The organism is Providencia alcalifaciens (assembly GCF_020271745.1).
GTDB classification, from domain to species: domain Bacteria; phylum Pseudomonadota; class Gammaproteobacteria; order Enterobacterales; family Enterobacteriaceae; genus Providencia; species Providencia alcalifaciens_B.
In genome coordinates this window covers 2351612-2371914 of the sequence record NZ_CP084296.1, presented here as the reverse complement: position 1 = coordinate 2371914, position 20303 = coordinate 2351612, and the positions used below count along the sequence as shown (strand labels likewise).

The following is a 20303-nucleotide window of genomic DNA, read 5'->3' as shown; positions in this document are numbered from 1 at the left end:
AAAGTTTAAGTTGTCATTGATGGATATCGATAGGGGGCAATATGCCAATTTCATTTACTAATAGACCGATACCGCGCTGGTTGATCCCGTTACTGGGCTCACTGGTGGCGTTCGGTCCCCTATCGATTGATATGTACTTACCAGCCTTGCCACAAATGGCACAGGCACTGAATGCCACTCAAGGACAGATGCAGTACACCCTCGGGGCATTTTTTGCGGGTTTCTGCGTCGGCATGCTGTTTTATGGTCCCCTAAGCGATCTGCTGGGGCGCCGTAAAATGTTGCTCAGTGGGCTGGTCATTTTCACCCTCGCCAGCCTGTTATGCGCCCAAGCCACCAGCTCGGAAGCCTTAATTACCTTTAGAGCGTTGCAAGCGTTTGGAAGTGGTGCAGCGATAGTGATGGCGCGCGCCATTGCCCGTGATGTGTACCCTTCTAGTGAACTGCCTAAAGTGCTATCACTGATGACATTAGTCACCATGATAGCCCCATTATTAGCACCACTAGTGGGCGGGTTTTTATTAATTCATTTTGAATGGCAAGTGATTTTCTATGTGCTCGCGGTAGTGGGGCTGTGCTCTGTTTTAGCCATTTTCTTACTGCTACCTGAAACCTTGCCTCATCAGCGTGAATCCCGCAATTTAGTCGGTGTCGCCTTTCATAATTATCGGTTGGTGCTCACAGACCGAGAAGCACTGAGTATCATTGGCACCATGGCATTCTCTTTTGCCGGTATGTTCGCCTTTATCAGTGGTTCACCGTTTGTGTATATCAATTATTTTGGTGTTTCTGAACAGTATTATGGGCTGCTGTTTGGCTGCAATATTTTAGGCATGATTGCCATGTTGCTGCTGAACGTCCGGTTACTCAAGGTGTATAGCCTGCCACGCATTTTAGGCATGCAAAGCGGTATCCAATTGATTTTTGGTGTTCTGTTGTTAATTTTCTATCAACAAAGCCTACCAATTATTGTTATCCTAGTGGTTCTGTTCCTATCGATGGTTAATGCTATCGGCACCAACAGTTTGTCACTGTTACTGCAACACCGCGGGAAAATCGCAGGCAGCGCCAGTGCGCTCGCCATCTCAATTCAGTTTGCCTTGGCAGCCCTTGCCAGTGTTGCAGTGTCCATACTACAAGATGAATCCCCATTTGCTATGGCACTCGTAATGGCGATTTGTGCCGGACTGAGTTTTTCAAGCCAACGCTTGTCCGCTAAAAATGTCCACGCGCACGTTCATTCAGTGTCTTCGGAGAACAACGAAAAATGAGCTTAAACACCAATTCTAAATTATTCCGCCAGCAGGCTTACATTAATGGTCAATGGGTAAATGCCCAAGACAGTAGCCAGTTTGATGTGACTAACCCAGCAAATGGAGAAGTGATTGCTCGCGTCAGTAATGTGGGTGCCACGGAAACTCAACAAGCTATTGAAGCCGCAGAAAAAGCATTGCCAGCATGGCGTGCCAAAAGCGCTAAAGAACGTAGCCAAATTCTGAACAAATGGTTCCGTTTAATGATGGAAAACCAACAAGAACTCGCGCAGATCCTGAGTACTGAGCAAGGTAAATCCATCAATGAATCCATGGGCGAAATTGCCTATGGCGCCAGCTTTATCGAGTGGTTTGCCGAAGAAGGTAAACGTACTTACGGCGAAACTATCCCCTCCCCACTGCCAGGTCGCCGCTTAGTGACCATCAAGCAGCCTGTGGGTGTGGTAGCCGCTATTACTCCTTGGAACTTCCCGAATGCGATGATCACCCGCAAAGTCGGTCCTGCCCTCGCGGCGGGTTGCACCATGGTATTAAAACCTGCGGCTGAAACCCCATTATCTGCGCTGGCATTAGCGGCATTAGGTGAAGAAGCTGGTATTCCTGCTGGCGTATTCAACATCGTTCCAGGTACCGATGCCAAAGCGATTGGCGCGGTCATGACATCTAGCCCGATTGTTCGCAAACTGACCTTCACCGGTTCTACCCGCGTGGGTAAATTACTGATGGAACAGTGCGCAGATACCGTGAAAAAAATGTCATTGGAATTAGGCGGTAATGCACCGTTTATCGTATTTGACGATGCCGATTTAGACGCCGCGGTTCAAGGGGCTTTAGCCGCTAAATTCCGTAATAGCGGACAAACTTGCGTGTGTGCAAACCGTATTTTAGTTCAAGAAGGCGTTTACGATGAGTTCGCGGCTCGCCTCGCGAAAGCCGTGAGTGCGTTAAAAATTGGTCCAGCGACCCAAGCCGATTCAGAGCAAGGCCCACTCATCAACCAAGCTGCTGTGGATAAAGTGTCTGAGCATATCGCAGATGCTGTTGCTCAAGGCGCCAGCATCGTAGCGGGTGGCAAATCTGCCAGCCTTGGTGGTCTGTTCTTCGAACCGACGGTATTAGTCAATGTGACTGAATCCATGAAAGTCGCGAAAGAAGAAACATTTGGTCCATTAGCACCATTATTTAAATTCCGTGATGAACAAGAAGCTATCGACCTTGCCAACGATACTGAGTTTGGTCTGGCGTCTTATTTCTATTCACGGGATATCGGGCGTATCTACCGTGTAGCTGAAGTATTAGAAAGCGGCATGGTGGGTATCAACGAAGGCATTATTTCAAATGAAGTGGCTCCGTTTGGTGGTATTAAGCAGTCAGGACTTGGTCGTGAAGGCTCCCGTTACGGAATCGAAGATTATCTGGAAGTGAAATATCTCTGCTTTGGTGGGCTTTCTAATTAGAAAAAAACATTAGCTAACGGTCTTCGCTTTTAAAATCTTAGCTCTAAATAATTCGAGTTAGAACAAGGCAGCAAATGAGGCTAATCCCTTGGAGCATACAGGAGTATGTGACTAGGGTTAGCGAATGAAGCTAACGCAGTTATAGCTCGAAGTATAACGAGCTTAGATAAAAAAGGAAAAATTGATGCTACACAAAGACATAATTTCGCAAGTCGCTCAGCGCCTAAACCAAGCGGAAAAAAGCCGCCAGCAAATCCGTCAAATCTCTTTGGATCACCCCGAGATGACCATTGAAGATGCCTATGCCATTCAAAAAGAGTGGGTTGGCTTAAAACTGGCGGAAGGGCGCGTATTAAAAGGGCATAAAATCGGTCTGACATCCAAAGCGATGCAAGCCAGTTCCCAGATTGATGAGCCTGACTATGGCGCACTGCTCGATGATATGTTCTTTGATGATGGCTGTGATATTCCAACGGATCGCTTTATCGTTCCGCGTATCGAAGTTGAACTGGCATTCGTGTTAGCAAAACCGCTGCGCGGCCCTAACTGCACCTTATTTGATGTGTATAACGCCACAGACTATGTGATCCCCGCTTTAGAGCTGATCGATGCCCGTTGCCACAATCTCGACCCTGAAACTAACCGTCCACGTAAAGTGTTCGATACCATTTCAGATAACGCGGCAAACGGCGCGGTGATCTTAGGTGGACGTCCGATTAAACCGCGCGATTTAGACCTGCGTTGGATAAGCGCTCTGCTTTATCGTAACGGCGTCATTGAAGAGTCTGGCGTTGCGGCAGCGGTTCTGAATCACCCTGCCAATGGCGTGGCATGGTTAGCCAATAAATTAGCCCCACACAATGTGGAGCTACAACCGGGACAAATTATCCTTGGTGGTTCATTCACTCGCCCAGTTCCTGCTCGTAAAGGGGATGTTTTCCACGTTGACTACGGCGTGATGGGCTCAATTAGCTGCCGCTTTGCATAAGGAGTTCACGGTGGATCTGTTAGAAAATAAATTCAAAAAAGCCCTGAAAACAGGCAAACCACAAATTGGTTTATGGCTAGGATTGTGCAGCCCATACAGCGCTGAGCTGGTTGCTGGTGCTGGATTTGATTGGCTGCTCATTGATGGTGAACATGCACCAAACAATGTGCAAACCACCTTAGCGCAATTACAAGCCATCGCCCCTTATCCATCACAACCGGTAGTTCGTCCGGCGTGGAATGAGCCAGTGATTATCAAGCAATTGCTGGATATCGGCGCACAAACGCTGTTACTGCCAATGGTGCAAAATGCCGAGCAAGCAGAACAAGCCGTTCGCTCCACCCGTTATCCACCAGCGGGAATTCGCGGTGTCGGTAGCGCCTTAGCGCGCGCCTCTCGCTGGAATCGTATTCCTGATTATTTAAAACGCGCTAACGATGAAATGTGCGTGATTGTCCAAGTGGAAACCCGCGAAGCTATCAAAAACCTCCCTGAGATCCTCAAAGTTGAAGGCGTTGATGGTGTCTTTATCGGTCCTGCGGATCTGAGTGCGGATATGGGCTTTTCTGGCAATCCAAATCACCCTGAAGTCAAAGCCGTCATCGAAGATGCCATTAAGCAAATTCGTGCGGCAGGTCTAGCGCCGGGAATTTTGATGGCAGCGCCAGATATCGCGGAACACTATATTAAGCTTGGCGCGCTGTTTGTCGCCGTGGGTGTGGATACCACATTATTAGCGCGCACCGCTGAAGCCCTTGCCGCGAAATTCGGTAAAACGGTTTCCGATATGGATAACAGCACATCTAGCGTGTACTAAAGCAATCTGAACTCCTCTAGGTCGTTCAATTTTACCCTACGCTCATGAGCGACCTAGATAGTAAGCAATAAAATCGCAACCACAACAAGGCAGCCCAAATGACTGCCTAGTAGACCCTTGTACCTATAATAAATTGTAATTAGAGGGCATTATAATGAGTCATTCACAGAATGTTGCTAGTAACAACCCTGCGGAGCAACATAAGAATCTTACCGAACCGCAACAGCGGGTAATTAATAAGCTTTTTAAACGACTGATCGTATTTCTGTTCGTTCTGTTTGTTTTCTCGTTCTTAGACCGGATTAATATCGGCTTTGCGGGGCTGACAATGGGGAAAGACATCGGCCTGACTTCCACTATGTTTGGTCTGGCTGCCACCCTGTTTTACGCCACCTACATTATTTTCGGTATTCCAAGTAATATCATGCTTGGCATTGTCGGCGCACGCCGCTGGATTGCCACTATCATGGTGCTATGGGGGATTGCCTCCACCGCGACTATGTTCGCGACTGGGCCAACCAGCTTATATATTTTACGAATGCTAGTGGGTGTTGCTGAAGCGGGCTTTTTACCAGGAATGTTAGTTTACTTAACTTACTGGTTCCCAGCTTATTTCCGCGCACGTGCTAACGCGCTATTTATGATTGCCATGCCAGTGACTATGGCATTTGGCTCTCTAGCTTCGGGTTATATTTTGGGGCTGGATGGTGTTTTAAATCTGAAAGGCTGGCAGTGGTTGTTCTTACTGGAAGGTTTCCCATCCGTTCTGCTGGGTATTTTAGTGTGGTTCTATCTAGATGATTCACCGAAGAAAGCGAAGTGGCTGACTCAGGAAGATAAAGACACCCTGCAAGAGATGATGGATAAAGACCAGTTAGAATTAGTGCAGCCACACGGTTCTAAAAGCCAGGCAGCACTGCAAAATAGCAGCCTGTGGAAAGAGATTTTCACTCCTGTGATCTTAATGTATACCGTGGCGTATTTTTGTCTGACTAATACGTTGAGTGCTATTAATATTTGGACGCCACAAATCATGCAGAGTTTTAATCAGGGCAGCAGTAACGCCATGATTGGGCTATTAACTGCAATCCCTCAGTTCTGTACGATTTTAGGGATGATTTATTGGAGTCGCCGTTCGGATCGCTTGCAAGAGCGTAAGATGCACACGGCGTTGCCGTATTTGTTTGCGGCGGCAGGTTGGATCATCGCAGCGATGACTCATCAGCCGATACTCCAATTATTGGGGATCATTATGGCGTCCACCGGTTCGTTTACTGCGATGGCAGTTTTCTGGACCACGCCAGATCAGTCTATCAGTTTACGCGCTCGCGCAATCGGTATTGCCGTAATCAACGCAACAGGTAATATAGGCTCCGCGGTCAGCCCACTGTTAATCGGTTGGCTAAAAGATCAAACCGGTAGCTTCAACTCCGGTCTCTATTTTGTAGCCGGTTTGCTGGTCGTCGGTGCCCTTCTGGTCATCGCCATCCCAATGAAAAACTCAAGACCAAGAGCCACACCGTAAACGGTAGAGTTAAAAAAATGAATGCTGCAACAGATTGGAAAATTTGAATTTATTTAATATCCCCCTAAATATTGTTCAAAATAATTCAAGTTGCAGCTAGGCGGCAAGCAAGCTAATCCCTAGGAGCATACACGAGTATGTGACTAGGGTTATCTTGTGAAGCCAACAACGCTGCGGCTTGAAGAATGAAGAACAATTCGAGTTGTAGCTAGGCGGCAAGTGAGGGAATCTCGGGGAGCATACTTGAGTATGTGACTAGGGTTGACTCATGAAGCCAACAACGCTACGGGTCGAAATATGACGGGCATTACAAACATAGATATTGGGAAGGATTATGATGAAGTCCTGGGCAATGACGACGTCCACTACCAAACTTTCGGCAAACTCGCCGCTTTCTTCGGCCGCGACATGCCCGCTCATCGTCACGATGGCTATTTCCAATTACACTATTTAGTCACTGGGCATATTACTCTCCAGCTGGATGAGTCTCGTTATTCTGTGCAGGCACCACTATTTATTTTAACGCCCCCTTCTGTCGCCCATGCGTTTTTTACCCAAGAAGATACTGACGGTCATGTATTAACTGTGCGGCAAGATTTAATTTCGCCCCTGTTGGAATCACTTTATTCTGCCAATCTGGACAGAGTCGATATTCCGGCGATTTGTTTATCTGTCGCGGATAAACCCCAAGACATTGAAACGTTTAATCATTATTGGGATTTAATGGCGCGGGAATCTGCTAATAACTATATTGGTCGAGACCAAGTATTATCTTCACTCGCACAAGCCTTATTTACCTTTTTACTGCGCTCTGTTCCCCTTGACGAGCACCATGTTAGCGGCGTTCGTGGTGAACATCGATTATTCCAACGTTTTAACCAGCTTATCGATATGCATTATCGCGAGCATCTCTCTGTCCCTGACTATGCAGATAAACTCGGAGTCACTGAATCTCGCTTAAAAGATATGTGCCGACGATTTGCCAACCGCCCACCGAAGAAGCTCATTTTCGATAGGATTTTGCGGGAAGCCAAACGCATGCTGCTATTTTGCGATAGCCCCGTTTCTGAAATTGCCTATCAACTTGGATTTAAAGATCCGGCCTATTTTGCCCGCTTTTTTAATCGCTCTGAAGGTACTTCTCCAAGCCAATGGCGCGAGCAAAATATCCAATAAATCGTGGATGTTAAAATTTTAGTATTCCCCTTAAATTATTTTACATAATGCAAACATTTTTGATGTCTTGCATTTTTATTTTTAACGTTGCAACTTGTACTATTAGAAGAAAACAAAAAGTGAATATGAAGCTCAAAAAATAACCATAAAAAACAATAAAAAATAAAAATCATTAAGTTTTTAATAAAAAGTAATTTAATGATAAATAAGAATTTATTAATAAAAAATAAAATAGCATTAATATTAAAATATCGATAAGATCACATTTCTTTCATAAAACCACCCAACCAACGAAAAGTACCAGCGTTTCTTTGGAAAATCTCTTTTAAAACCCCATAGAAAACGATTCAATTAGCAAACACAAAACAAACATAAAATTAACATTATTCAAGCTTGCAACCTTTGTACGCCGACAACCCGCAAGCCCTCTTTGTTCTAAAACGAGGTAGACATGAAACCAGAAGATTTTCGTTCCGATGCTAAGCGCCCATTTAATAGCCAAGAATATCTAAAAAGTTTGCAAGATGGTCGTGAGATTTATATCTATGGTGAGCGTGTTAAAGATGTCACCACGCACCCTGCTTTTCGTAACTCAGCAGCTTCTATAGGACAGTTATATGATGCGCTTCATGATAAATCGACTCATGACCAGCTTTGTTGGGGAACAGATACAGGCAACGGCGGGTACACACACAAATTCTTCCGCTTCGCAAAAAGTGCAGATGACTTACGCCAGCAACGCGACGCCATCGCTGATTGGTCACGCCAAAGCTACGGATGGATGGGACGCACTCCAGACTATAAGGCGGCATTCGCCAGCTGTTTAGGGGCTAATCCGGAATATTACGGTCAGTTTGCCGATAACGCGCGCAACTGGTACAAGCGTATTCAAGAAAGTGGCTTATATTTCAACCATGCAATTGTTAACCCACCTATCGATCGTCATAAGCCTGCCGATGAAGTTAAAGATGTTTATATAAAGCTAGAAAAAGAAACTGATGCAGGTATTATCGTCAGCGGTGCAAAAGTTGTTGCAACTAACTCTGCGTTAACGCACTACAACTTTATTGGTTTTGGTTCTGCCCAAGTGATGGGTGATAACCCTGATTTTGCATTGATGTTTGTCGCACCGATGGATGCCGACGGCGTGAAGTTAATTTCTCGCGCATCCTATGAATTAGTTTCAGGTGCAACTGGCTCGCCATTTGATTATCCTTTATCTAGCCGTTTTGATGAGAATGATGCCATTCTGGTCATGGATCATGTGTTAATTCCATGGGAAAACGTGCTGATTTATCGTGATTTCGACCGTGCTCGTAACTGGGCTGTACAAGGTGGCTTTGCTCGCCTGTTCCCATTACAAGCTTGTGTACGTTTAGCGGTCAAACTGGACTTCATTACGGGTCTTCTGCAAAAGAGCCTTGAATGTACGGGTGTTATTGATTTCCGTGGTGTTCAAGCAGATCTTGGTGAAGTGGTGGCTTGGCGTAACCTATTCTGGTCATTAACGGACGCGATGTGCTCAGAAGCAAAAGCTTGGGAGGGCGGCGCATTCCTGCCAGACACTCAAGCAATCCAAACTTATCGTGTTATGGCACCAATGGCCTACACCAAAATCAAAAATATCATTGAAAGTAACGTCACCAGTGGTTTAATTTATTTACCGTCTAGCGTTCGTGATATGAATAACCCAGAAATTGATAAATATCTGGCGAAATATGTTCGCGGTTCAAATGGGATGGATCACGTTGAACGTATTAAAATTTTAAAATTAATGTGGGATGCTATCGGTAGTGAATTCGGTGGCCGTCATGAGCTGTATGAAATTAACTACGCGGGAAGCCAAGACGAAATTCGTCTGCAATGTCTGCGTCATGCATACGGTTCTGGCAACATGAAAGCCATGACTGACATGGTTGACCGCTGCCTATCTGACTATGATCAGCACGGCTGGAAGCGCCCTCACCTGCACAACAACAACGATATTAATCTGTTAGATTCGCTGCTGAAGTAATCGGCAGCAGGAGGTCAAAATGTCTTTAGAAAATGAACATCGCTTACGCTTCAGAGATGCGATGGCAAGTCTCGGTGCCGCTGTTAACATCGTCACCACGGATGGTCCAGAAGGCCGTTGCGGTATTACTGCCACTGCGGTTTGTTCTGTGACTGATACGCCACCGACTTTGATGGTATGCGTTAACCGCAACAGTGCTATGAATGCGGTTTTTCAAAAGAATGGCCGCCTGTGTGTTAACGTGCTCAACCATGATCAAGAAGATTTAGCTTGTCACTTTGCGGGTATGAAAGGCTCGACGATGGATGAGCGCTTTGGTTGGGATGTATGGGATAGCGGTATTTTAGAGCAGCCGTTGTTAAAAGATGCACTTGCCAACCTTGAGGGTGAAATTACCCAAGTTCAAGATATTGGTACTCATTCAGTCTATATGGTTGAAATAAAAAAGATTGTTGTTAGCGATGATGGACATGGCTTAGTGTACTTTAAACGTAAGTTTCATCCGGTAATGCACAAAATCCTAGAACCCACAGCCTAATTTAACCTCCCTTTTATTACGTTATTCTAAGCCCCTAAATTCATCATTTAGGGGCTTTTTTATTATATCTATCTAATGTAACTTTCTTAAATCAAATTCATTATCAGGCAATTTTAGTCTAATTGACACCGACCAAATTAGAGGTATACACTGGAAAAAATACTTATATGACATCCTAATAAATAAAATAAAACAAAATATGAAATATCTTATTAATAATATTATTTATGACAGCCATCAGGGGTTGTTATATCGCGATAATATCGACGATGCAATTAAACTGACTACCACGCTGAACCGCTTATTATTGGTGTTAGTGCAAAATAATGGTGAGGTTTTAGATCGTGAAACATTATTAAACCGAGTGTGGGATGAACACAACCAAGTGGCATCAGATAATAACCTCAACAGTAGTATTTCTGTTTTACGCCGCCATTTATCCTCTTTTTGTGATGATGAAATAATTACGACTATACCTAAAGTAGGCATCAAGCTTAATGCACAATTGCAGTCGTTATCACCAGAATTAAATCACGATGCCCAACAAGTAGAACCTCAAGAAATATTACTTAATGAACCTCAGGAAGCACTCATTATAGAAGATGCACCAAAAGAAAAAGCACAAACAGTAAAGAAAAAAAGTTACATTCTCAATAATCGTTTTATTGAGCTAGCCTTAGTTGTGATTATCATTTTTTGCTTACTTTATCTTTTTAAAAGCTATTTTTTTGCTACGCGAACAGAATATCCTGAGGTTGGCCGCATTGACCAGTGCAGTATACGCTATATTAATAGCTACCATAAACCCGATATGACGACGATTAGTTTTACTGATTTGCAGAATCAGTTAACGCGATTAAATATTGATTGCAAAAAACCGGCTACATTATTTTATTACAATGTAGGGATCGTCACGAATGATAAAAATCTCTATGATAATTTTTTATTTTTATCTTATTGTCCTAACACCCCCAAAGATAGTACAACAGTGAGTTGTGAGAATTTTTATGTCAAATAAGAAATCTGTCAGGGCTTTTTGGCTACTGATTATTTCAACCATCTTGGTCTTCATTAGTAGCTATGTTTATTATAAAAACAGCACAGCCATTGTCCCCAGCTGCCGAGCAACATTAAAAATTAACATTTCAGATAGTCGCTCAGACTTAAGAGGCTATTACTTACTGAGTATTATTCCAAATGAGCACGACCCTGAACATCATACTTTTTTAATGAATGGAACCATTAACGATGATGGTAAAAGTTATGTTATCGCTCGCAAGTTTTATATGAAATATATTTACCAAGGCGGTCATTTTTTCTCACAAGTCGAACGCGTTGTTATTGACCCGAATGACCAAGCTAAAAATAAAGTAAAAATACGGGGCATTCCACAAGAAGGGCAAATTTATTTTGTGAACATAAAGCGTTTGAGTGAAAAAAACTATATTTTTGAAGAGAACTTCTCCCCTCTTTTTATTTGCACAATTTAATTTCAATCAGCAAACATTTCATCATGACAAAAATAGAGCATCAAATTATGACATTTGATGCTCTATTTTTTTTATTTTTTAAAAATTACTTATTAATTTACCTTAAAGCAAAAGTGATTAAAAATCCCATGCATTACCACATCAAAATAAAAACATTAAAACCCACGTTAAAAATATTAATATAAGAATTAAATATTTTACTTTATTAAAATATCAATACTTTATTTCAAAAAACCCCTCTGATGGATAAACTTGTTTTCGTCGAAATGACTTACACAAAAAGCCGACGCATGGATGCACTAGGCAATTTGCATTTACTTTAGGGACTAAAAATTACTTATCTTTAAGGATCTATCACATGAAATTAAATAAATTATCTGTTGCTGTTTTATTTGCAGCTTCTACTCTGTCTGCATCTGTTTTAGCTAGCGGCAACACAGGTGAATTACATTTTAGCGGTCAAGTTGTTAACTCCCCATGTAATATCGAATCTGAAAGCACCAAACAAGAAGTTCCATTTGGTCAACTGTCTCGTGCTTCTTTAGAAGCAGGTAATGCAGCAGAGAAAGATATCGCCATTAAATTAAAAGAGTGTAACTTCGACGAATTCAGTAAGGATACTGAAGGTAAATGGATCGCAGTTAAAGATATCAAAATCACTTTCGGTGGTAAAAACTACGTGGGTACTAATAAAGAATTCTTAGGCGTAACAGGTACTGCGAATAACGTTGGTATTCAAATTAAAGATTTTAAATTTGATGAAGCTAAATCTGTACTGAACCAAATTCGTAACAGACAAGGTGAAAACGTTCTGGAATTTACTGCATTAGCAAAACGTGTTGATGCTTCTACTCCAGTAACTGAAGGTGAATTCAACTCTATCGCTGACTTCAAAATCACTTACGAATAATTTTTATGGGAGGGGAAACCCTCCCAATAAAAAGGTTCATTATGCGAAATTTATCTTTCTTATGGTCAACGCTATTATTAGCTCCTTTTATTTCAAATGCGGAATATACGGTTGATGGTGGTATTCGTGGTGAAACTGTTATGCGTGGATATATTGTTGCTGCGCCCTGCTCAATAGAAACAGACAGCCAATATCAATATATTAATTATGACCTCGTATCTAAAAGTAATATCGATACAGAGGAAGCAAGAAATAATAATAGAAAAACATTCAACATTAAATTAAACAACTGCATTAGCGAGTATGACAAAGATAATAGAAAAGGCATAAAAATTAAATTCTTTGCCAATAGCGATCCCTACAATAATGCAATAAAACTATCAGGCCCCATGGATGGCGTCATTGTCTATATTTATGACACCAATAACAATATAGTCACTTTGAATAAATCATATTCTATTTCAAATAGTGCTATTTACTTTGATAGTAAAACAAAAATCAGCTTTTTGAAATATGAAACAGAAATTGACACCATTAATAATGAGATTGAACCTGGAAATTACTTTGCCACGATTAAATTCAATGTGAGTTACGACTAATAAATATTTTAAATGATAAGAACACTATGGCTAAATTTAATATTTTTCACCAGTTAATTATTATATCTTGCTTATCCAGTATTCCTACTGTCGCTTTTTCTGTTGAATTTAATACAGATATGCTTGATACCAAAGATACTCAGAATATTGACTTTAGCCAGTTTTCTCAGGCCGGATTTGTTATGCCTGGAAATTATCATCTAACGATTAAAGTCAATAATGAACGTTTGGGTAATGCCCGCGATATTACTGTGGGAGCGCCAACTTCTGCTCAAGATTCATTATTTAGCGTTGTTTGTGTTCCGGCAACCATTACAGATCAACTCGGCTTAAAACCAGAAGCTATTCGCTTAATTAAATATCACGATAACGATCAGTGTATTGATTTGTCAGCACTTGAAGGCAGTACCATGAGCGTGGATTTATCCACGTTAACACTGACGATTTTAATCCCACAAAGTTATCTGGAATATACCGACCCTAGCTGGGTACCACCTTCTCGCTGGGAAGAAGGTGTCAACGGTTTCTTACTCGACTACAACTTGACGGGCTCATTTAGCCGCCGAGATAGCGGAACGAAAGAATCCTATTTATCTGCAAACGGAACCACAGGGTTAAACCTCGGTGCGTGGCGTTTACGTGGGGATTACCAAGCGAACTACCGTAAATCATCGGGTAACTATAACAATGAATATAGAGATGCCATATTCAGCCGTTTATACGCTTATCGTTCATTAGCGAATATAGCCTCGGTTCTAACGTTGGGGGAAAACTATTTCTATTCCGCCATTTTTGATTCTTGGCAGTTTACGGGTCTGTCATTAGAGACCGATGAAAATATGCTACCGCCGAAACTGACGGGATATGCCCCTGAGATCATCGGGATTGCACAAACCAACGCAACAGTCATCGTCAAAAGCCATGACCGAATTGTTTTAGAGACGACAGTTCCCGCAGGGCCATTCCAGATCCAAACATTGGATAGCTCAATCCGTGGAACCTTAGATGTCACGGTACGTGAAGAAAATGGTGAAGAACAAAAGTTCAGCATTACTACTGCGGCGCTGCCTTATTTAACGCGCCCAGGGCAAGTTCGCTATAAGTTTGCCGTTGGTAAACCGCGTTACGATGGCCGTCACCTCGAAGGAGATATGACCGCATCGGGTGAACTTTCTTATGGACTTAATAATATTTGGTCGATTTATGGTGGGTCGATTTTATCCAAAAACTACCAAGCATTTTCAGCCGGTTTTGGACGTGATTTATTTACCTTCGGGAGCTTGTCATTTGACATAACACAGTCCCATGCAAAGTTACTGAACGATACCCTAACAGGACGCAGTTACCGTTTAAGTTACTCGAAATCGTTTGATGAGGCGCGAACCGACATTACCTTCGCAGGCTATCGATTCTCGGATGAAACCTATCGTTCATTGCAACAAACGTTGGACGAACGCCGTACGGGGACTGAAACCCAAGCACACAAAGAGAGCTATCAGGTCAATATTAATAAATATTTTGACGAGTTCTCATTGGGTGGAAATTACCAGTACAACACGTATTGGAATAGCCAAACGGAAGAGCAATTTGGGGCCTATATCAACACCGCCTTCAATATTGCCTATTTAGGGTTAAAAAACATCAGTTTAACCGCATCTGCGACACGTTCTAAAAGAGCGGGATATCAGGATGATGCCATTACGCTGTATGTCACTGTACCCCTCACCATGGGTAGCAGCATGAGTTTCTCTGAAGGCTATACACGCGACCAAAATGGACGCCGCTCTTCAACTCATAACGTGGGCTATAGCGGCTACAGCGATCAGCGTAGTTATAACCTGAACTTGGGTTACCAAACGGGGCAGGATCAGGACTCACAAACTAGTTTCAGTGGTTATTTGAGCCAGAACTTCCCAACGGCATCACTCTCGGCCAATGCCAGTTATGTTCCTAACGAGTACCACACCATTGGTGGGTCGATTAACGGCGGGATCACATTGGTCAAAGAAGGAATTGCGCTGCATCAGGCAGCCTATGGTGGAACGCGCTTAGTCGTTGAAACACCGGGAGCAAGCAACGTGCCATTAAACGGTGGCGTTTATAAAACTAACCGCTTTGGCTTAACTGTGCTCCCTAACGTGAGTAGCTATCGCAAAACAACAGCATCAATTAATACCAGTAAATTACCGAGCAATATCGAAGCGTTAGAGAGTGTAACCGAAGCCACACTAACTCGTGGAGCCATCGGTTATCGCAGCCTGAATGTTATTCAAGGGGAAAAAACCTTTGCCCGTTTAAAACTGGCAGACGGCACTTATCCACCGTTTGGTGCCAGTGTGCGTAATAAAAATAACATTGAGCTCGGCATTGTAGGTGAGCAAGGGATCACATGGATTGTCGGCGTGATGCCAAATGACCTGCTTAACCTGTACTGGGGAAATAAATTGCAATGCAGCACGCAAGTCACTGAGTTTAAAAACAGTGCCGAAAGCTACCCTGTATTAATTTGTCATTAGGAAACAATTTAAATGAAATCAAATCTTTTTAATTTACTTCGCACCAGTGTCTTATTGACCTCTATCGGTGCAATGGGCGCCACTTACGCCGCAGTTACACTTGATCGTACTCGTATTATTTTTGATGGTGATCAGCAGTCTATTAACATCACTATTCGCAATGATAACGCTGAACTACCTTACTTAGCGCAGTCATGGTTAGAAGATGCGTCAGAGAAAAAACTGGAAGCAGGCCCGATTATCGCAACACCGCCGATTCAGCGTATGGAGCCAAAATCCACCAGCTTAGTTCGTTTAAGTACGGCTCCTGATATCAGTAAATTACCACAGGATAGAGAGTCTCTGTTTTACTATAACTTGCGCGAAATTCCACCAAAATCAACAGAAGCAGGTGTTCTACAAATCGCCCTACAAAGCCGTGTAAAACTGTTTTATCGCCCAGAAGCGATTGTGGCTGATAGTAAAAAAGAGTGGGCAAAACAGGTGACATTAACTCCGACAGCCAATGGTTATCAGCTGAATAACCCAACAAGTTTTTACCTGACCGTTATAGGTATTGGTAACAGCCAAAAGCAGTCTGAACAGAGTGACTTTGATGCCGTTATGGTGCCACCAAAATCAACCCATAACCTAAAGTCAGCGAAGTTCGCAACGCCATATCTCACTTATATCAATGATTATGGTGGAAAACCTTCACTTGCGTTTAAGTGCCAAGCATCGCAGTGCACAGTCACACCCTAGACGTAACGGATAAACAGGAATATCAACATGAAACTGTATCACTTTGGGTTATCGCTCATGTTCGCCATGCCTGTATTGGCAGAAACGCCATCGCAACCCTCATTATTGGAAACAACAGGCACTGTTTATGTTCATGCGCGTTTTCTCATCACGCCGTGCCAGCCTAATGTGACAATGACGAGAGCGGTCAATCATGTCAATGAGCCTGTTTATCAATTTACCGTGAGTTATGCCCATTGTGCCACCCGCACTTATAAACAAACGTGGGCGCCATTCACGTTGAAATTTGCGGGTCAGCAATATGTTTTTTCAAAGCCGCAGACAAATAAAAATATGACCTTTTTACTTCCAGCCGAGAATTCAGCACGCCGTTTGGAGATGATTTATGACTAAAACATTCGCACTTATGGTTGGCATGAGTAGCTTGTTATTCACCAGCTACGACAGCTTGGCAAATAGTCTATCTGTCTATTTCGAAGGGACGCTAGTGCCTATTGGTTGTCGCTTATCCGACGATGACACGAAGAAAACGGTTTACTTATCGGGTCTGCGCTTTTCTGAACTTGAAAATCTGGGGCGCTCTGATGTTCAACCTTTTCAGTTGGATATCGTCGATTGCTCAACAGCGGCATTAAATAAAGCCATCAAAATTACGCTAAACACTCAAGATACTGAAACCCATAACGGCGTCACCTATTTGAAAACGACTGGCGAGTCCAATGTGTTACTCGCATTAACTGATGGCAAGAATGCTCAACCTTTAAAATTTAATACCCCAATTGATATCAGTACCGTCATGGAATCGGGAAAAGGCTCTATTAACCCACTGCAGTTTGGGGTATATGCGCAAAAACCCTTTAACGGACGGCTCAAAACAGGGAGTTTCTCATCCTTAGTCACTTTCAATCTGGACTACCAGTAGGAGAATGCAGATGAAAATATCCGGTTTTTTAGGGGCAATTTGCCTGCTAATGAGCAGCTTTTCACTGGCTGATATTTTAATTACGTTGGAAACCACATTAGTGCGTCCATCCTGTGTGATTACCAATGAAAATGGCGATAAAGAGCTGTATGTGAATTTTCAAAATGTCGCATTAGATCGCATAACAGAAGAAAAATACAACTTTGGGATCCTAATTAAACAATGCGATCTGCGTAAAAACTTACGGGTTTATTTGTCCCCAAAAGAGGGTTCGACCCTCACGATTAATAACGAAACCGTACTAAGCACCACAATCCAAGGCTTAGGGATCCGTTTTTCCCAAGCCAATAGAAATACCGCTATCAATCTACTGAAATGGGAGCCTATCTTCCCATCAGTGAGTGGTGATACCGCCACATTGACCTTGCAGTCACAATTAGTTACGAATCAAGTTCCTGAAACACTTAAAGTCGGCCCGTTTAGTGCGGCACTGTCAGTCATGATTGATTATCTTTAAAGTTAGGTAACGACAATGAAAAAAACAACTAAAACTTCGCTAATTTCATTAGTAACCATGCTGATGTCACTGTTTCTCTATAGCCAAGTTTCCCATGGATTAACTCGCTACTCATCCAGTGGTGGTGGCTATAAAATGAATCTTGTCTCCAATAACTCGGTCATCGCGAGTACACCGACAATTGGAAGCAATGGCGAGAAATACTATTCTGTTGCTCCGCCAAATAAAGAGGGCATTGTGATCGATGAAACTTCATCACAGCCTTACGGTATGGTGTATTGCAAAGTGAATTTTTTAGAGGGTAACTACCAAAATGGACTGTCGTGGAACTATGCCTTTCATCGCGTCTTTTCTTATGTGCCAGAAGCTGGCTTTACCATTAAAGGGCTCACCGCTTATAAAATTAATGCAAATACTTACTTCACACTGTATTCAGATAATGGAATTACTCAGGGTTGGAAAAATATTTCTGGGCGTGGATGTTCTTCTGAAGAAATGGGGCCATTAAACGCTGAGTTCTTCACTGTTCAATTCCCTTTTGAAGTCCGTATTTATGTGAAAGATATTCCGATAGATGGCAAAGTTGTTATTCCGCCAGCAATGATTGCAGGCTATACCCGAATGTTCCAATATCCGGGCACACCTGATGTGTTCGTTCCAGCGGATAAAGCGAGTGTTAAACTGGATTTAACTCAGTCGGTGATTAACTACCCATCAAACTGTAAAGCCAATATTGATAATCTAAATATCAACCACAATACACTGAACGCCATTGAGTTTGATAGTAAACAAACCCGCACTGCGACTTACCAATGTGACAGAAGCCAAGGGGTTAATGTGAAGTTCACCTTAGATTATGTTATGGATAACGATCCGCAAAAGCGTGTGCCGATGAAATCGGGCACTAACACGATTTACTCTGAGTTATTACTGTACGATGCAGAGAGTAAAGAACGCGGTAAAACCATCATGACCACAATTGATAAAGTGAAAAATATTGAAATCGAAAGCCACATTTATGGACAAGATGCTGAGCCCGGAAAATACACTGGCAATGCGTGGTTAATTGCGACTTATTTATAATTAACATGCTGTTTTATAATTAACATGCAGTAAAACACTATGATTATGCTTTCTCGTGCTGTGTTTATTAGTATTTTTATTATTTGGAATCTCGCCAGTATAATATATATTGATAATTTAGGTAGCTTAAGGCAATCACTGCCTCAAAATATTATTAGCTGGTTAGCAATTGCATTAATTATTTCCATTATTGCATTTACCGTATTTTATAGAAAAAATCGAATTTTCATTACAGCGCCGGCATTATGTTTTTGTTTAGCCTTAATGATATTAAGCATTAATCTTTTTTATCTAAAAGAGAGCCGTAATATTATATTTTGGTATTGGTCTGGAGTCAGTACTGGAGTCATGCTGTATATTGTCGGATTGCAAATACGAGAAAAGTGGTTAATTCAATCTTTCTGTATTTATTGCTTTATCGCGATTAATGTCATTCAGTGCTTATTTACTATTTATCAATACTTTTTTGAAACTACTATTTTTTATTTTGCAACCGATATGCGGTCATATGGTTTGACACAACAAATTACCATTTTGTCGGTTAACATGGCGATGAGCTGCATGTTTTCGTTGATGACCCTTGTGTTATCACAATTTAAACTCACATCGCTCATTCAAGAAAAATGCCGCATAACACTATTAAGTATCTGTATTTTCTTGTTCACGGTGACACTGATTGTACTTCAATCCATCACGACGACATTGAGTTTCGCAATGTGTGCATTTATTTTTATCTGTTTGTTTTATCAGAAAAATAAAGTGAGGGTGAGCGCTAGTTATTTCATTATTGCCGTTGCTGTATTTATTGGCGTTTACCTTATTCAGCTATGCCCAAAGTATATTGACAGTGAGATAATCAACCGCTTTCACCTTAAGCAAATGTTACGATTTTCAATTTCATTGTTTATATCTCCGTCAGCTGAAGTTTGGGAACAACCGTTAATACTTAATGCGAGCATGGAGAAAAGCCAGCTCCCATTTTTAAGTTCTGAAAATTATATTGTACCACATGTTTATAATGAAATATTGCGTTGGATTATGACTGGTGGGTTTATTAATCTTATTTTTATGTCGCTAATAATAACGGGTGGGTTATATGTTATTTATCAGTCAATCATTAAATATAAGAAGAATGGAAACGGATATTCCATATCCTTGGTTTTAGCATTAACACCTGTGGTTATTAATAGCAATCTAGAGCACCCATTTTTACAATCGGTGTTACATTGGGGAATGATAATATTATTCCTATCATTTGCAGATGCATCATTTTCATTAAAAGAACAATCCAGCTTTTATATTAACAAGCACTTGTCTTTATTATTTAGCTTTAGCACTTTCATTATTGGCCTCAGCGTTTTTATTATTGGATTAAATTTGTTTAATGGTCAATCTTTCTTTCACACCAATATTTTCTCATTTGCATAATGAGAAAATTAAAAGATAAACGAGGACAGCATAATGACTCTCTACGACAATCAAATCTCCAATACCGATATTGGTGCAAAAGTTCGTAAACGCCGACTCTTATTAGGCTGGAGCGCCAGTATTCTTGGTAAGAAAACTGGCTTAAGCCAACAACAGATTTCTCGCTATGAGCGTGGAACTCAAAATTTTACAATCCACCGATTATGCATTTTTGCCAATGTGCTTCAGTGTGATTTAAATTACTTTTTGGAGCGTAGAAATCCTTCGGTGACACTGCCCATTAATCTGTAATGACGTACCACCTACAA

The 20303-nt window shown here is 41.9% G+C and carries 20 protein-coding genes; all 20 read left to right on the top strand.

Annotated elements, in window-relative coordinates:
• Window positions 1-41 precede the first annotated feature (41 nt).
• The 20 genes from LDO51_RS10810 to LDO51_RS10715 all read left to right on the top strand — a co-directional run bounded on the left by LDO51_RS10810 (window position 42) and on the right by LDO51_RS10715 (window position 20286).
• Window positions 42-1271, top strand: a complete 1230-nt coding sequence (locus LDO51_RS10810; protein ID WP_225574579.1) for a Bcr/CflA family multidrug efflux MFS transporter — start codon at window positions 42-44, stop codon at window positions 1269-1271.
• The gene (locus LDO51_RS10805) at window positions 1268-2731 is read left to right on the top strand and encodes an NAD-dependent succinate-semialdehyde dehydrogenase (protein ID WP_225574578.1); all 1464 of its coding nucleotides are present in this window, start codon (window positions 1268-1270) and stop codon (window positions 2729-2731) included. Before LDO51_RS10810 ends, LDO51_RS10805 begins: the two co-directional genes overlap by 4 nt.
• Before the next feature lie 184 nt (window positions 2732-2915).
• Window positions 2916-3719, top strand: coding sequence for a 2-oxo-hept-4-ene-1,7-dioate hydratase (gene hpaH, locus LDO51_RS10800; protein WP_225574577.1), 804 nt, complete (start codon window positions 2916-2918; stop codon window positions 3717-3719).
• A gap of 10 nt (window positions 3720-3729) precedes the next feature.
• Window positions 3730-4536, top strand: a complete 807-nt coding sequence (gene hpaI / locus LDO51_RS10795; RefSeq protein WP_211886588.1) for a 4-hydroxy-2-oxoheptanedioate aldolase — start codon at window positions 3730-3732, stop codon at window positions 4534-4536.
• A gap of 154 nt (window positions 4537-4690) precedes the next feature.
• Window positions 4691-6061 (top strand): 4-hydroxyphenylacetate permease, encoded by a 1371-nt coding sequence (gene hpaX / locus LDO51_RS10790; protein WP_225574576.1) that lies wholly within the window; start codon window positions 4691-4693, stop codon window positions 6059-6061.
• A 297-nt stretch (window positions 6062-6358) separates the two neighbouring features.
• Window positions 6359-7237 (top strand): 4-hydroxyphenylacetate catabolism regulatory protein HpaA, encoded by an 879-nt coding sequence (gene hpaA, locus LDO51_RS10785; protein ID WP_225574575.1) that lies wholly within the window; start codon window positions 6359-6361, stop codon window positions 7235-7237.
• Window positions 7238-7688: 451 nt separating this feature from the next.
• Window positions 7689-9251: a 4-hydroxyphenylacetate 3-monooxygenase, oxygenase component gene (gene hpaB / locus LDO51_RS10780; protein WP_225574574.1), complete on the top strand. Its 1563-nt coding sequence runs from the start codon at window positions 7689-7691 to the stop codon at window positions 9249-9251.
• A gap of 19 nt (window positions 9252-9270) precedes the next feature.
• Entirely contained in the window at window positions 9271-9789 is a 519-nt protein-coding gene (hpaC, locus tag LDO51_RS10775; RefSeq protein ID WP_225574573.1) for a 4-hydroxyphenylacetate 3-monooxygenase, reductase component, read from the top strand.
• 199 nt (window positions 9790-9988) lie between these two features.
• The gene (locus LDO51_RS10770) at window positions 9989-10807 is read left to right on the top strand and encodes a winged helix-turn-helix domain-containing protein (protein WP_225574572.1); all 819 of its coding nucleotides are present in this window, start codon (window positions 9989-9991) and stop codon (window positions 10805-10807) included.
• Window positions 10797-11279: a FidL-like protein gene (locus tag LDO51_RS10765; protein WP_225574571.1), complete on the top strand. Its 483-nt coding sequence runs from the start codon at window positions 10797-10799 to the stop codon at window positions 11277-11279. Before LDO51_RS10770 ends, LDO51_RS10765 begins: the two co-directional genes overlap by 11 nt.
• Before the next feature lie 358 nt (window positions 11280-11637).
• Window positions 11638-12189 carry a fimbrial protein gene (locus tag LDO51_RS10760; RefSeq protein WP_225574570.1) on the top strand — a complete coding sequence of 184 codons (552 nt, stop codon included), beginning with the start codon at window positions 11638-11640 and terminating at the stop codon, window positions 12187-12189.
• Window positions 12190-12230: 41 nt separating this feature from the next.
• Complete coding sequence (locus LDO51_RS10755; RefSeq protein ID WP_225574569.1) at window positions 12231-12788, top strand: fimbrial protein; 558 nt, start codon at window positions 12231-12233, stop codon at window positions 12786-12788.
• 26 nt (window positions 12789-12814) lie between these two features.
• Complete coding sequence (locus tag LDO51_RS10750; protein WP_225574568.1) at window positions 12815-15304, top strand: fimbria/pilus outer membrane usher protein; 2490 nt, start codon at window positions 12815-12817, stop codon at window positions 15302-15304.
• A 12-nt stretch (window positions 15305-15316) separates the two neighbouring features.
• On the top strand, window positions 15317-16045 hold the full coding sequence (locus LDO51_RS10745) for a fimbria/pilus periplasmic chaperone (RefSeq protein WP_225574567.1): 729 nt from the start codon (window positions 15317-15319) through the stop codon (window positions 16043-16045).
• 27 nt (window positions 16046-16072) lie between these two features.
• Window positions 16073-16438, top strand: a complete 366-nt coding sequence (locus LDO51_RS10740; RefSeq protein ID WP_225574566.1) for a hypothetical protein — start codon at window positions 16073-16075, stop codon at window positions 16436-16438.
• Window positions 16431-16967: a fimbrial protein gene (locus tag LDO51_RS10735; RefSeq protein ID WP_225574565.1), complete on the top strand. Its 537-nt coding sequence runs from the start codon at window positions 16431-16433 to the stop codon at window positions 16965-16967. Before LDO51_RS10740 ends, LDO51_RS10735 begins: the two co-directional genes overlap by 8 nt.
• A gap of 10 nt (window positions 16968-16977) precedes the next feature.
• Complete coding sequence (locus tag LDO51_RS10730; RefSeq protein WP_225574564.1) at window positions 16978-17484, top strand: fimbrial protein; 507 nt, start codon at window positions 16978-16980, stop codon at window positions 17482-17484.
• A gap of 15 nt (window positions 17485-17499) precedes the next feature.
• Window positions 17500-18567, top strand: coding sequence for an adhesin (locus LDO51_RS10725; RefSeq protein ID WP_225574563.1), 1068 nt, complete (start codon window positions 17500-17502; stop codon window positions 18565-18567).
• 39 nt (window positions 18568-18606) lie between these two features.
• Entirely contained in the window at window positions 18607-19995 is a 1389-nt protein-coding gene (locus LDO51_RS10720; protein ID WP_225574562.1) for an O-antigen ligase domain-containing protein, read from the top strand.
• Window positions 19996-20028: 33 nt separating this feature from the next.
• Window positions 20029-20286 carry a helix-turn-helix domain-containing protein gene (locus tag LDO51_RS10715; protein ID WP_225574561.1) on the top strand — a complete coding sequence of 86 codons (258 nt, stop codon included), beginning with the start codon at window positions 20029-20031 and terminating at the stop codon, window positions 20284-20286.
• Window positions 20287-20303: the final 17 nt, after the last annotated feature.